Source organism: Achromobacter sp. LC458, assembly GCF_001005835.2.
Taxonomy (GTDB): Bacteria; Pseudomonadota; Gammaproteobacteria; order Burkholderiales; family Burkholderiaceae_B; genus Achromobacter; species Achromobacter spanius_B.
This window is the reverse complement of the sequence record NZ_LBHW02000015.1, coordinates 131189-143492: the sequence shown is the minus strand read 5'-3', so window position 1 is coordinate 143492 and position 12304 is coordinate 131189. Positions and strand designations below refer to the sequence as shown.

General features: G+C 65.1%; 12 protein-coding genes. 9 read left to right on the top strand and 3 right to left on the bottom strand.

Annotated elements, in window-relative coordinates; all coding sequences use genetic code 11:
• Positions 1–753: TetR/AcrR family transcriptional regulator (locus YH64_RS15010; protein WP_143215395.1), on the bottom strand; the 753-nt coding region annotated here is incomplete at its 3' end.
• A 166-nt stretch (positions 754–919) separates the two neighbouring features.
• Here YH64_RS15010 and YH64_RS15005 point away from each other — a divergent pair.
• The 3 genes from YH64_RS15005 to YH64_RS14995 all read left to right on the top strand — a co-directional run bounded on the left by YH64_RS15005 (position 920) and on the right by YH64_RS14995 (position 3424).
• The gene (locus YH64_RS15005; RefSeq protein ID WP_046805031.1) at positions 920–1957 is read left to right on the top strand and encodes an NADP-dependent oxidoreductase; all 1038 of its coding nucleotides are present in this window, start codon (positions 920–922) and stop codon (positions 1955–1957) included.
• 24 nt (positions 1958–1981) lie between these two features.
• Positions 1982–2662 (top strand): type 1 glutamine amidotransferase domain-containing protein, encoded by a 681-nt coding sequence (locus tag YH64_RS15000; RefSeq protein ID WP_046805030.1) that lies wholly within the window; start codon positions 1982–1984, stop codon positions 2660–2662.
• A 165-nt stretch (positions 2663–2827) separates the two neighbouring features.
• Entirely contained in the window at positions 2828–3424 is a 597-nt protein-coding gene (locus tag YH64_RS14995) for an HD-GYP domain-containing protein (RefSeq protein ID WP_046805029.1), read from the top strand.
• A 70-nt stretch (positions 3425–3494) separates the two neighbouring features.
• On the opposite strand, the gene YH64_RS14990 is transcribed toward YH64_RS14995, so the two are convergent.
• Both YH64_RS14990 and YH64_RS14985 read right to left on the bottom strand, forming a co-directional pair.
• On the bottom strand, positions 3495–5090 hold the full coding sequence (locus YH64_RS14990; protein ID WP_046805028.1) for a glycerol-3-phosphate dehydrogenase/oxidase: 1596 nt from the start codon (positions 5088–5090) through the stop codon (positions 3495–3497).
• Positions 5091–5181: 91 nt separating this feature from the next.
• Positions 5182–6045, bottom strand: a complete 864-nt coding sequence (locus YH64_RS14985) for a DeoR/GlpR family DNA-binding transcription regulator (protein WP_046805044.1) — start codon at positions 6043–6045, stop codon at positions 5182–5184.
• Positions 6046–6257: 212 nt separating this feature from the next.
• Here YH64_RS14985 and YH64_RS14980 point away from each other — a divergent pair, with 212 nt between their 5' ends.
• The 6 genes from YH64_RS14980 (at position 6258) to YH64_RS14955 (ending at position 12296) form a co-directional block, all read left to right on the top strand.
• Positions 6258–7343: an ABC transporter ATP-binding protein gene (locus tag YH64_RS14980; protein WP_046805027.1), complete on the top strand. Its 1086-nt coding sequence runs from the start codon at positions 6258–6260 to the stop codon at positions 7341–7343.
• On the top strand, positions 7343–8431 hold the full coding sequence (locus YH64_RS14975) for an ABC transporter ATP-binding protein (RefSeq protein WP_046805026.1): 1089 nt from the start codon (positions 7343–7345) through the stop codon (positions 8429–8431). Before YH64_RS14980 ends, YH64_RS14975 begins: the two co-directional genes overlap by 1 nt.
• On the top strand, positions 8428–9318 hold the full coding sequence (locus tag YH64_RS14970) for a carbohydrate ABC transporter permease (protein ID WP_046805025.1): 891 nt from the start codon (positions 8428–8430) through the stop codon (positions 9316–9318). Before YH64_RS14975 ends, YH64_RS14970 begins: the two co-directional genes overlap by 4 nt.
• Entirely contained in the window at positions 9311–10123 is an 813-nt protein-coding gene (locus tag YH64_RS14965) for a carbohydrate ABC transporter permease (RefSeq protein ID WP_046805024.1), read from the top strand. The genes YH64_RS14970 and YH64_RS14965 overlap by 8 nt, the downstream gene beginning before the upstream one ends.
• Before the next feature lie 12 nt (positions 10124–10135).
• Positions 10136–10444: a DUF2160 domain-containing protein gene (locus tag YH64_RS14960; protein WP_046805023.1), complete on the top strand. Its 309-nt coding sequence runs from the start codon at positions 10136–10138 to the stop codon at positions 10442–10444.
• A 121-nt stretch (positions 10445–10565) separates the two neighbouring features.
• Complete coding sequence (locus tag YH64_RS14955; protein ID WP_046805022.1) at positions 10566–12296, top strand: ABC transporter substrate-binding protein; 1731 nt, start codon at positions 10566–10568, stop codon at positions 12294–12296.
• Positions 12297–12304: the final 8 nt, after the last annotated feature.

Below are 12304 nucleotides of genomic sequence, written 5' to 3'. Positions count from 1 at the left end.
GGTCAGCATGGCGATGGCGTGGTCCGCGATCGCGTCGGTATCAATGGCCTGCATGGGCGGGTTGCCCTGCCACAGGCGGCGCCACAGGTTCGACGTGGCAAGGGGCAACAGCGTCAGGCCCAGGATGGACAAAAACACCAGGCGCGGCTCGACGCCCGGCGTGATGGCGCCGCGTTGCTGCGCCTGACCGATCACGGCGGCGAAAGCGGCCAGGCGTTCGGTGGGGACATGAGGCAGCACGCGTTCGCGCAGTTGACCGCCTTCGTTGACCACTTCATGGATCCACAGCGCGGGCAGCCAGGGCCGGTCGGTGGCGCTTTGCACGATGCGCTTCACGATTTCCACCAGGTAGCCGCGCGCGGCAGCGGCCGGGTCGGCGCTTGCGGCAGGCGCCGGCGTCGTAGACTTGCCGTCGTTGCCACTATCGGCGCCGCCGCCTTTGGCATCCGACGCCAGCGGGACGGGCGACCACACAAAACCGATCACCGGCACGACGCGCTCAAGCACGACGGCGTCGATCAATTGGTCGCGGCTTTTGAAGTAGTAATGCAGCATGGCCGGCGTGACGGCCGCGCGCTGGGCGATGTGCGCGATGGTGGTGGCGGCCACGCCCTGGGCCGCGAACAGGCCCGTGGCGATGTCCAGCAATTGTTCGCGCATGGCGGCGGCATCGGGTCGCGCCGGGCGGCCGGGGCGGCGCGCGCGCGGCGCGTCAACGGGGGAGGGGGCAGACGTGGACAGCGATTTGTTCATGTCGCGCAGTTTAATTAATCTTTTAATTAATTAAAAGAGGGGGCGAGCATCAGGGTTACGAAGCAGGTCGGCCGACATCGATGGTGTAATGGCTCGGTTCCCCATCTTGCTGCCCCGGGCATTGCCTGCAAGACCTTGGGCGGCTTCCCCAGGAGGCTGGACTTCAATGACGCAATCCTCGTCAATCAACCGCCGCATCGTGCTTGCCGCACGCCCGCACGGCGAACCCACCGACAACGATTTCCGCCTGGAAACAGGCGACGTGCCGCAACCCGGCCCCGGCCAGGTCTTGCTGCGCACGGTCTACTTGTCGCTTGACCCCTATATGCGCGGCCGCATGAGCGACGCGCCTTCCTACGCCGAACCCGTCCAGATCGGCCAGCCCATGGTGGGCGGCACGGTCTGCCGCGTGCAGGCGTCCAACCACCCCGAATTCAAGGCCGGCGAATGGGTGCTGGCGCAGTCCGGTTGGCAGGACTACGCGGTGTCCGACGGCACGGGCCTGCTGCGCCTGGGCGCCAAGCCGCAGCATCCGTCGTATTCGTTGGGGGTGCTGGGCATGCCCGGCTTCACCGGCTACATGGGCCTTCTGGACATTGGCCAACCCAAGGCGGGCGAAACCGTGGTGGTGGCCGCGGCCAGCGGCGCGGTGGGCGCGGTGGTGGGGCAGATCGCCAAAATCCACGGCTGCAAGGTCGTGGGCATTGCCGGCGGCGCGGACAAATGCCGCTACGTGGTGGACGAACTGGGCTTTGACGACTGCCTGGACCACAAGGCGCCCGACCTGGCCGGCCGACTGGCGCGTGCCGTGCCGCAAGGCATCGACGTCTATTTCGAAAACGTGGGCGGCGCGGTGTTCGATGCCGTGCTGCCGCTGTTGAACCCACGCGCGCGCGTGCCGGTCTGCGGCTTGATCTCGGCCTACAACGCCACCAGCCTGCCCGACGGCCCCGACCGCCTGGCGCTGTTGATGCGCACCATCCTGACCAAGCGCCTGAAGGTGCAGGGCTTCATCATCTTCAACGAATACGCGCATCGCTATGGCGAATTCCGCGAGGCCATGGAAGGCCTGATCGCGCAAGGCCGCATCAAGTACCGCGAAGACGTGGTCGACGGGCTGGAGAACGCGCCGCGCGGCCTGATCGGCCTGCTCAAGGGCGAAAACGCGGGCAAGCGCATCGTGCGCGTCGGCCCGGACGAATAAGCGCGCAATCAAACGGAGCGCAACATGAAAATCCTTATCGTGCTGACATCCCACGACACGCTGGGCAACACCGGCCGCAAGACGGGCTTCTGGCTGGAAGAGTTTGCCGCGCCTTATTACGCGTTTTTGGACGCGGGCGCGGAAGTGACGCTGGCCTCGCCCAAGGGCGGCCAGCCGCCGCTGGACCCCAAGAGCGACGACCCCGACGCCCAGACCGACGCCACGCGCCGCTTTCGCCAGGACGCCGAAGCCCAGCGCGTGCTGGCCAACACGCAGCGGCTGGCCGACATGCAGGCCGCGGATTACGACGCGGTGTTCTATCCCGGCGGCCACGGCCCGCTGTGGGATCTGGCGGAAGACACCAAGTCCGTTGCCTTGATCGAAACCATGCTGGCGGCGGGCAAGCCGGTATCGGCGGTGTGCCATGCGCCCGGCGTGCTGCGCCATGCCAAGACGGCCGACGGCAAGCCGCTGGTGCAGGGGCGTCAGGTCACGGGCTTTACCAATAGCGAGGAAGCGGCGGTGCAATTGACCGACGTGGTGCCGTTTTTGGTTGAAGACGAGCTCACGCGTCTGGGCGGCGTGTACAGCCGTGGCCCGGACTGGCAGCCGTACGTGATTTGCGATGGCTTGCTGGTCACGGGGCAGAATCCGGCGTCGTCGGTGGCGGTCGCCGAGGCCCTGCTGGAGCGGCTCAAGCGCTGAAATCGTCCGGTAAGCGGCGCGGGCCGGGGCCGCTCCTGGCCAAAGCTTTGATCTGCGCCGCTTGTACGCCCGTCGGCTGCTTGGTCAGGGGCGGGGCACATTGTGTCAGAATTGCGACTTTCCGATACAAATGCGGCGTCCCAACCCGGTGCCGCGCCTTCCTTGATGCCCCCAGACGTACCCCTAGATTCAGGTTCCTGCGAGGCCGCATTGTTCGCGGCCATGCAGGCGCGAGACGCGGCCACCGGCCGGCACTGCGACCGCGTGGTTGCCCTAAGCGTGGCGTTGGCCCAGGCGTGTGGTTTGACGCAAGACGAGCAGCGGGCGGTGGCGGTTGCCGCGCGCCTGCACGACGTGGGTAAGATCGGCACCCCCGACCGCGTGCTGTACGCCCCGCACCGGTTGGAAAAAGACGATTGGGACATCATGAAAGCGCACGCCACGGTGGGCGCCGACATCCTCATGCACAGCGATATCCCGCAGCGCGAGCTCATCGCGCAGGCCGTACGCCACCATCACGAACATTTTGATGGGTCCGGGTATCCCGCGGGGCTGGCGCACCACGCGATTCCGATGTTGTCGCGCATCATTTCGCTGGCGGATTCCTACGATGCACTGGGGGATACACGCCCTTATCATCCGGCGCGCTCGCACGCTGAAATCATGGCCATTCTGCATCGCGAGGCCGGCGCAAAATGCGACCCCGACCTGCTGCGCGTATTCGAAACCATGATTCAGCACAGCCGGCTGAAAGTGCCGTAAAGCTGCGTCAAGGCGGCGCAAAGTTGGTGCAAGGGCGGGGCGTGTTCTGCGCCCCGGCCGCCCACCCGTTCTACAGCCGATACGTCGCGGCAACGACCGCCAGTTCCTGCAACGTGCGCTGTTGCCAGGCCGCGTCGTGGCCCAGTTCTTCGGCCAGGATGCGGGCCACTTCGGGGGCGGCGAGCATCGCGGCTTCCGCGTCCAGGAACAGCGCGCGGTTGCGGCGCGCCAGCACGTCTTCGGCGCTGCGCGCCAACTCAAAACGCGCCGCAAAGCGCACATGCGCCTCGGATAGCCCGCTGGCCTTGACCAGCATGCGCTCGGCACCCGGCAGGGCCTTCAACGTGGCCAGATCGCTGCCGTAATAGCTGTCCGGCGTGCCCGCGTGTTCCTGCGAGGGCGCCAGCCCGGACGCGCCATGCAACGGCAACGATTCGGTGCGGCACGACGCCTGCGTCAGCAACTGATGCTGGATCGCGGTGTCCACCACGTCCTGCGCCATGCGGCGGTAGGTGGTCCACTTGCCGCCCGTCACCGTCACCAAGCCGGCGTTGGACACCAGGATGGTGTGCTCGCGCGACAGCTGCTTGGTGGCGGCGTCGCCGGTGGCCTTGACCAGCGGACGCAAGCCCGCCCACACGCTGGTGACGTCGTCGCGCGTGGGCTTGCGGCTGAGGTAGCGCGCCGCCGTGTTCAGGATGAAGTCCACGTCCTGCGCACCGGCTTGCGGGTCCAGCGGCAGGTCGCCGCGCGGCGTGTCGGTGGTGCCCACGATGGTGTGGCCGTTCCATGGCACCACGAACAGCACGCGGCCGTCGTCGGTCTTGGGGATCAGGATGGCGCGGTTGCCCGGCAGGAATTCGCGCGGCAAGGTCAGGTGCACGCCCTGGCTGGGCGCCACCATCGTGGCCGCGTTCTTGTCTTCCATGCGGCGCACCGCATCCACCCACACGCCGGTGGCGTTGATCACGCAGCGCGCGCGCAGCGAAAAGCTGGCGCCGCCGATCACGTCCTGCGCGGTCACGCCGTCGACCTTGCCGTGGGAGGTGGTCAGGCCGGTGGCGCGCACGTAGTTGACCGCCGTGCCGCCCAGGTCGAACAGCGTGCGCATCAGGCTCATCGCCAGGCGCGCGTCATCGAACTGGCCGTCGTAATACAGCACGCCGCCCTTCAGCCCGCGCCCGTTGACCTTTTCAGCCAGCGTCGGCGCGTTCGCCAGGGTGTCACGGCGCGACAACCAGCGGCTGGGCGCCAGGTTCAGCTTGCCCGCCAGCATGTCGTACATCTTCAGGCCGATGCCGTAGAAGGGCTGGTCGAACAGGTTGTAGGCGGGCACCACAAAGCCCAGCGGCCACACCAGATGCGGCGCGTTGCGGTTCAAAAGGCCGCGTTCGTGCAGCGCTTCTCGCACCAGGCTGACGTTGCCCTGCGCCAGGTAGCGCACGCCGCCGTGCACCAGCTTGGTTGCCTTGCTGGACGTGCCCTTGGCAAAGTCCGCGCCTTCGATCAGCAACGTGCGGTAACCGCGCGATGCCGCGTCCACGGCGGTGCCCAGGCCCGTGGCGCCGCCGCCGATGACGATGACGTCCCAGGACGGCGTGTTGTCCAAGGTGGACAGCAGGCGGTTGCGATCGGGCGGAGTGACGTTGGCTAGGGGTTGGTTCATAAGTTGTCGCGGCGGGGCCGCCAGGTAAAAGCAGGGTGGTTTCGTGCGAAGCGCGGGTGGCGGGGGATGAGCCCGGGTCCCGCGCGTTTTTTCAAGCGTTGGGTGCCGAGGTGTTCGTGGAGTCTTGCGCGCCGGCCGCGTTGGATGTGCTGGAAGTGTCGGGCGCGCCGGCCGCGTTGGCTGCATGAGGTGCCGCCGCCACTTCGCAGCGCACGCCCGAATCCAGCAGCACCTGGGCCAGCGGTTCTTGCGGATGCGCGTCGGTAAAGAAGCGGTCGATCTGCGAAATGTGCGCCAGTTCCACCATCGCCTGGCGCTTGAATTTGCTGCTGTCGGCCGCCAGCCACACTTCCCGCGATTGCTCGATGATGGTCCGGGCCACGCGCACCTCGCGGAAGTCGTAATCGCGCAGCGTGCCGTCGGCTTCGATGCCCGAAATGCCGATCAGGCCGATATCGACCTTGAACTGGCGGATGAAATCCATGGTGGCTTCGCCCACGATGCCACGGTCGCGCGACCGCACCACGCCGCCGGCCACGATGACTTCGCAGTCGGGGTTGTCCGACAGGATGTCCGCCACGTGCAGGTTGTTGGTAATGACGCGCAGGCCGCGGTGGCGCAGCAGGGCGCGCGCGATGGCCTCGGTGGTGGTGCCGATATTCAGGATCAGCGAACAACCGTCCGGCACGGCGCGCGCCACCGCTTCGGCAATACGCTGCTTGCCGGCGGCGTGCAGCCCCTGGCGCTTGCGGTAGGCAATGTTCTCGATGGTCGACGCTTCGATGCGCACGCCGCCATGAAAGCGCGACAGCATGCCGGCTTCGGAAAGGATGTTCACGTCGCGCCGTACGGTTTGCAGCGTGACGTCAAAACGTTTGGCAAGCTCTTCGATCGTGGCCGAGCCCTGGGCTCGCACCATTTCGACCAAGGCGCTTTGTCGTGGATTCAGTGTCATGTTCGCATGATAAAACAACAAAAGCGAAAAATAATGCCGCAGTGCAAGATTGTTTTTTGTTCGCTTCTTGAGTAAAACGCACAAAAAACGAAAGCCGTCTGAAAGAGTATGCTCATTGCGTGGCGCGTTCGCGCGCTGCGGTTGGAACGCTGTACCGATTACCGAAGTCCGTTGAAAAAAACAGGGACGTATAAGTAGGTAGAGGAGACACCATGCAGCTGACCTTGGACAGGATTGCCTTGCGGGCCGGCTCGCAAACGCACCTGACTCCTATGAGCCTGGCGCCCGTGCCAGGCGCCATGACGGTGCTGCTGGGGGCGACCCTGGCGGGAAAGACGTCGCTGATGCGCATCATGGCCGGGCTGGACCGGCCCACCGAAGGCCGCGTGCTGGTCGATGGCGCCGACGTTACCGGCGTTCCGGTGCGCCAGCGCAACGTGGCGATGGTCTACCAGCAGTTCATCAATTACCCGTCGATGTCGGTCTACGACAACATTGCCTCGCCCTTGACGCTGCGCGGCGAAAAGGACATCGGCGAAAAAGTCCGCGCCATGGCGGCGCGGCTGCATATCGACCATCTGCTGGCCCGCTATCCGTCGGAGTTGTCGGGCGGCCAGCAGCAACGCGTGGCGTTGGCCCGGGCGCTGGTCAAGGATGCGCCGCTGATCCTGCTGGACGAGCCCCTGGTCAACCTGGACTACAAGCTGCGCGAGGAATTGCGCGACGAGCTTTCGGAATTGTTCGCCGAAGGGCGCTCCACGGTCGTCTACGCCACCACCGAACCGGGCGAAGCCCTGTTGCTGGGCGGCCACACGGCGGTGCTGGACGCTGGCGAACTGCTGCAATACGGCCCCACCGCGCAGGTATTCCACCGCCCCAACTCCATCCGCGTGGCCCGCGCCTTCAGCGACCCGCCCATGAATCTGTTTGCCGCGCGGCGCACCGACGCCGGTTTCGTGCTGCAAGGGCAGTTGGCCGTGGACCGCGCGCTGCCCGGCAACGCGGGGGCCGACATCACGGCGGGCCTGCGCGCGGGGGCGCTGGACGTGGAGCCGCGCCCCGGCCACATCAGCCTGCCCGGCGTGGTGAAGCTGGCCGAAATTTCCGGCTCGGACACTTTTGTACACGCCAGCACGGCAGCGGGCGACGTGGTGGCGCAACTGCCCGGTGTGCACCGCTACACGCTGGACGAACGCGTGCAGCTGTATTTCGACCCGGCCCAAACCTACGCCTTTGATGCCGGCGGCGCCTTGCTCGCCGCGCCGCGCCAACCCGCCGGCGCGGGGGAGGCGGCCTGATGGCGCAGATCGAGCTGGACCTTTCCCATTCCTATGTGGCCGACCCCAAGGCCGATGAGGACTACGCGCTGCTGCCGCTGACCTTCACCTTTCGCGATGGCGGAGCCTATGCCTTGCTGGGGCCGTCGGGCTGCGGCAAGACCACGCTGCTGAACTGCGTGTCGGGCTTGCTGCGGCCGTCGCATGGGCGCATTTTGTTCGACGGGCAGGACGTCACCGCCAAGAGCCCGCAGGCGCGCAACATCGCGCAGGTGTTCCAGTTTCCCGTGGTCTACGACACGATGACGGTGGCGGACAACTTGGCGTTTCCGTTGCGCAATCGGGGCGTGCCACCCGAGCGCATCCGCGAACGCGTGGGCCGCATCGCCGAAATGCTTGAGATGTCGCATGTGCTGGACCGCCGCGCCAGCGGTCTCACGGCCGATGCCAAGCAGAAGATTTCGCTGGGTCGCGGGCTGGTGCGCAGCGACGTGTCGGCCATTCTGTTCGACGAACCCTTGACGGTGATTGACCCGCAGCTGAAGTGGGAACTGCGGCGCAAGCTCAAGGAAATCCATCACGAATTCAAGCTGACACTGATCTACGTGACGCACGATCAGACCGAGGCGCTGACCTTTGCCGACCAGGTAATGGTGATGGCGCGCGGCCGCGCCGTGCAGGTCGGCAGCGCCGACGACCTGTTCCAACGCCCGGCGCATACCTTTGTCGGGCACTTCATCGGCTCGCCGGGCATGAACTTCCTGCCGGCGCAATGGCGCGATGACGCGCTGTGGGTCGGCCACACGCGCGTGCCCGGCGCCGCGCCGAACCTTGCGACCAAGCTGGCGGGCACGGGCGCCATCAAGCTGGGCGTGCGCCCTGAATACCTGCGGGTGGAGCAAGCCAACGCGCCGGGCGCGCTGGCCATGCGCGTCGACCGTGTGCAGGACGTGGGCACCTACACCTTGCTGGTGGCCGATTTTGAAGGCACGCCCGTGCGCGCCCGGCTGGGCAGCAACATCGTGCCGGTCGCCGCCGGCGGTACCGTCTGGCTGTCGGTGCTGAACCCGCACACCTGTTTTTATCGCGACGAGGTGCTGATCCCATGAAGCCTATCGATCACCGGGCCTGGTTCCTGGTTCTGCCCGTGGTGCTGTGCGTGGCGTTCTCGGCCATCCTGCCGTTGATGACCATCGTCAACTATTCGGTGCAGGACATCATCTCGCCCGAACGCCGCGTGTTCGTCGGCACGGAGTGGTTTGCCGCCGTGCTGCAAGACGAAGAGCTGCACGGCGCCTTGTTTCGCCAGATCGGGTTTTCGCTGGCGGTGCTGGCCATTGAAATCCCGTTGGGCATCTTGCTGGCGCTGTCCATGCCGGCGGGCGGCTGGCGCGCCTCGGCCGTGCTGGTCATCATTGCGCTGTCGCTGCTGATTCCGTGGAACGTAGTGGGCACCATCTGGCAGGTGTTCGGCCGCACCGACATCGGGCTGCTGGGCGCGACGCTGTCGTGGCTGGGGGTGGACTACAACTACACCGGCAACGACGTGGACGCCTGGGTGACGGTGCTGGTGATGGACGTGTGGCACTGGACGCCCCTGGTGGCGCTGCTGTGCTATGCGGGCCTGCGCGCCATTCCCGATGCCTACTACCAGGCCGCGCGCATCGACGGCGCGTCGCGGCTGGCGGTGTTCCGCTACATCCAGCTGCCCAAGATGCGCGGCGTGCTGATGATTGCCGTGCTGCTGCGCTTCATGGACAGCTTCATGATCTACACCGAACCCTTCGTGCTGACGGGCGGCGGCCCCGGCAACGCCACGACGTTCCTGTCGCAATACCTGACGCAAAAGGCCGTGGGCCAGTTTGACCTGGGCCCCGCCGCGGCGTTTTCGATCATCTACTTTTTAATCATCCTGCTGCTGTGCTTCATCCTCTACAACTGGATGCAGCGCGCGGGCACGGCCGGCAGCGCCGACGAGGAGGCGACCCATGCGTGACTCGTCCACCTGGTGGCGTTCCGCCTTCCTGCTGCTTTACCTCGCGTTCGCCATCCTGCCGCTGTATTGGATGCTGAACATGTCATTCAAGACCAACACCGAAATCGTCAGCACGCTGACGCTGTGGCCGCGCGATTTCACGTTCGAGCATTACCGCACCATCTTCACGGACCCGGCCTGGTATTCGGGCTACATCAATTCGTTGATCTACGTCGTCATCAACACGGTGATTTCGCTGGCCGTCGCGCTGCCTGCGGCCTATGCGTTTTCGCGCTATCGCTTCATCGGCGACAAGCACGTGTTCTTCTGGCTGCTGACCAACCGCATGACGCCGCCCGCCGTGTTCCTGTTGCCGTTCTTCCAGCTGTACAGCTCGTTCGGGCTGATGGACACGCACCTGGCCGTGGCGCTGGCGCACCTGGTGTTCAACGTGCCGCTGGCGGTGTGGATCCTGGAAGGCTTCATGTCCGGCGTACCGCGTGAAATCGACGAAACCGCCTATGTGGACGGCTATTCCTTCCCGCGCTTTTTCCTGACGATCTTCCTGCCGCTGATCAAGTCCGGCGTGGGCGTGGCGGCGTTTTTCTGCTTCATGTTCAGCTGGGTGGAATTGCTGTTGGCGCGCACGCTGACCTCGGTCAACGCCAAGCCCATCGTGGCCACCATGACGCGCACCGTGTCCGCCTCGGGCATGGACTGGGGCGTGCTGGCGGCAGCGGGTGTGCTGACCATCGTGCCGGGGGGCATCGTCATCTGGTTCGTGCGCCACTACATCGCGAAGGGTTTCGCGATGGGCCGCGTGTAGAAGGGGGCCGCCATGTTCAGCTGGATGGTTTGGACCACCCCCGTCGCCGTGTTCTTTTCCTGCATCGTGCTGATGCTGGTGGGCATGACGGTGTGGGAATTGAAATCGCCCACGGTCGAGCGCAAGGGCTTTCTGCCGCTGCGCACCACACGTGGCGACAGGCTGTTTATCGGCCTGATGGCCGCGGCCTGGCTGAACCTGGCGTTCCTGGGGTTTGGCCAAAAGGCGGTGGAATGGTTTTCGCTGGATGAGCCGCCATCGGTGTGGATCAGCTTTGTGGCGTCCATGCTGTTGCTGGCATTCATCATGAGAAAAGGCTGAAGGGGCGCACCGACCCCTGCCGAATCGGGATGGAAGGTTTTGAAGGACTACGGGCCCGCATCTTCCCCGGCCAGAGGTCCGCAGCAGAACATAAGGGGAAGGGTATTCGAGGAGACAGGTCATGAAATTGCGCATGCACGCCATGGCGGCCGCTATCGCCCTGATCGGAACATCAGGGGCTTGGGCCGGCGAGCCGGAAGCGAAGAAGTGGGTGGATTCCGAGTTCCAGCCTTCCACGCTGTCCAAAGACCAGCAGATGGCCGAAATGAAGTGGTTCATGGACGCGGCGGCCAAGCTTCGTGCCAAGGGCGTCAACGAGATCAGCGTGGTGTCGGAAACCATCACCACGCACGAGTACGAATCCAAGACGCTGGCCAAGGCGTTCAGTGAAATCACCGGCATCAAGGTCAACCACGATCTCATCCAGGAGGGCGACGTTGTTGAAAAATTGCAGACGTCGATGCAGTCGGGCAAGTCCATCTACGACGGCTGGATTTCCGATTCGGACTTGATCGGCACGCACTACCGCTACGGCGCCATCCTGCCGCTGTCGGACTACATGGCCGGCGCGGGCAAGGAATGGACCAACCCCGACCTGGACATCAAGGACTTCATCGGCACCAAGTTCACCACCGCGCCCGACGGCAAGCTGTACCAATTGCCCGACCAGCAGTTTGCCAACGTCTATTGGTTTCGCGCCGACTGGTTCGCCCGGCAGGACTTGAAGGACAAGTTCAAGGCCAAGTACGGCTATGACCTCGGCGTGCCCACCAATTGGTCTGCCTACGAAGACATTGCCGATTTCTTCTCGAACGACGTTAAGGAAATCGACGGCAAGAAGGTCTATGGGCACATGGACTACGGCAAGAAAGACCCGTCGCTGGGATGGCGCTTTACCGATGCATGGCTATCGATGGCGGGCGCGGCCGACAAGGGCCTGCCCAACGGCATGCCGGTGGACGAATGGGGCATCCGCGTGGCCGACGACAAGTGCACGCCGGTAGGCGCGTCGGTCTCGCGGGGCGGCGCTACCAACAGCCCGGCCGCCGTTTACGCGCTGACCAAGTACATCGACTGGATGAAAAAGTACGCGCCGCAACAGGCCATGGGCATGACGTTTTCGGAATCCGGTCCGGTACCCGCCCAGGGCCAGATCGCCCAGCAGATCTTCTGGTACACGGCCTTTACCGCCGACATGACCAAGAAGGGCCTGCCGGTCGTGAACGAGGACGGCACGCCGAAATGGCGCATGGCGCCGTCGCCCTATGGCCCGTACTGGAAGGACGGCATGCAGAACGGCTATCAGGACGTGGGCTCGTGGACGTTCTTCAAGTCCACCAACCCCGACAAGATGGCCGCCGCCTGGCTGTACGCGCAGTTCGTCACGTCGAAATCGGTGTCCTTGAAAAAGTCCATCACGGGCCTGACCTTCATTCGCGACAGCGATATCCATAGCGAGTTCTTCACCAAGAACGCGCCCAACTACGGCGGGCTGATCGAGTTCTATCGCAGCCCGGCACGCGTGGCATGGACGCCCACCGGCAACAACGTGCCCGACTACCCGAAGCTGGCGCAGCTGTGGTGGAAGAACGTGGCCACGGCGGTCACCGGCGAAAAAACGCCGCAGGCCGCCATGGACAACCTGGCCAACGAGATGGATCAAGTGATGGCGCGCCTGGAGCGGGCGGGGATGGCGCAATGCGCGCCCAAGCTGAACGCCAAGAGCGACCCGTCCAAGTGGCTGTCGGACCAGCACGCGCCGTGGAAAAAGCTGGCCAACGAAAAGCCCAAGGGCGAGACCATTCCGTATGAAAAGCTGCTGGCGGCCTGGAAGGAGGGCAAGGTCCGGTAAGGGGGCAG

What these genes read in the sequence shown, in the direction of transcription:
- YH64_RS15005 (WP_046805031.1), top strand. Translation starts at nt 920, where the DNA reads ATGACGCAATCCTCGTCAATCAACCGCCGCATCGTGCTTGCCGCACGC.
- YH64_RS15000 (WP_046805030.1), top strand. Translation starts at nt 1,982, where the DNA reads ATGAAAATCCTTATCGTGCTGACATCCCACGACACGCTGGGCAACACC.
- YH64_RS14995 (WP_046805029.1), top strand. Translation starts at nt 2,828, where the DNA reads ATGCCCCCAGACGTACCCCTAGATTCAGGTTCCTGCGAGGCCGCATTG.
- YH64_RS14990 (WP_046805028.1), bottom strand. Translation starts at nt 5,090, where the DNA reads ATGAACCAACCCCTAGCCAACGTCACTCCGCCCGATCGCAACCGCCTG.
- YH64_RS14985 (WP_046805044.1), bottom strand. Translation starts at nt 6,045, where the DNA reads ATGACACTGAATCCACGACAAAGCGCCTTGGTCGAAATGGTGCGAGCC.
- YH64_RS14980 (WP_046805027.1), top strand. Translation starts at nt 6,258, where the DNA reads ATGCAGCTGACCTTGGACAGGATTGCCTTGCGGGCCGGCTCGCAAACG.
- YH64_RS14975 (WP_046805026.1), top strand. Translation starts at nt 7,343, where the DNA reads ATGGCGCAGATCGAGCTGGACCTTTCCCATTCCTATGTGGCCGACCCC.
- YH64_RS14970 (WP_046805025.1), top strand. Translation starts at nt 8,428, where the DNA reads ATGAAGCCTATCGATCACCGGGCCTGGTTCCTGGTTCTGCCCGTGGTG.
- YH64_RS14965 (WP_046805024.1), top strand. Translation starts at nt 9,311, where the DNA reads ATGCGTGACTCGTCCACCTGGTGGCGTTCCGCCTTCCTGCTGCTTTAC.
- YH64_RS14960 (WP_046805023.1), top strand. Translation starts at nt 10,136, where the DNA reads ATGTTCAGCTGGATGGTTTGGACCACCCCCGTCGCCGTGTTCTTTTCC.
- YH64_RS14955 (WP_046805022.1), top strand. Translation starts at nt 10,566, where the DNA reads ATGAAATTGCGCATGCACGCCATGGCGGCCGCTATCGCCCTGATCGGA.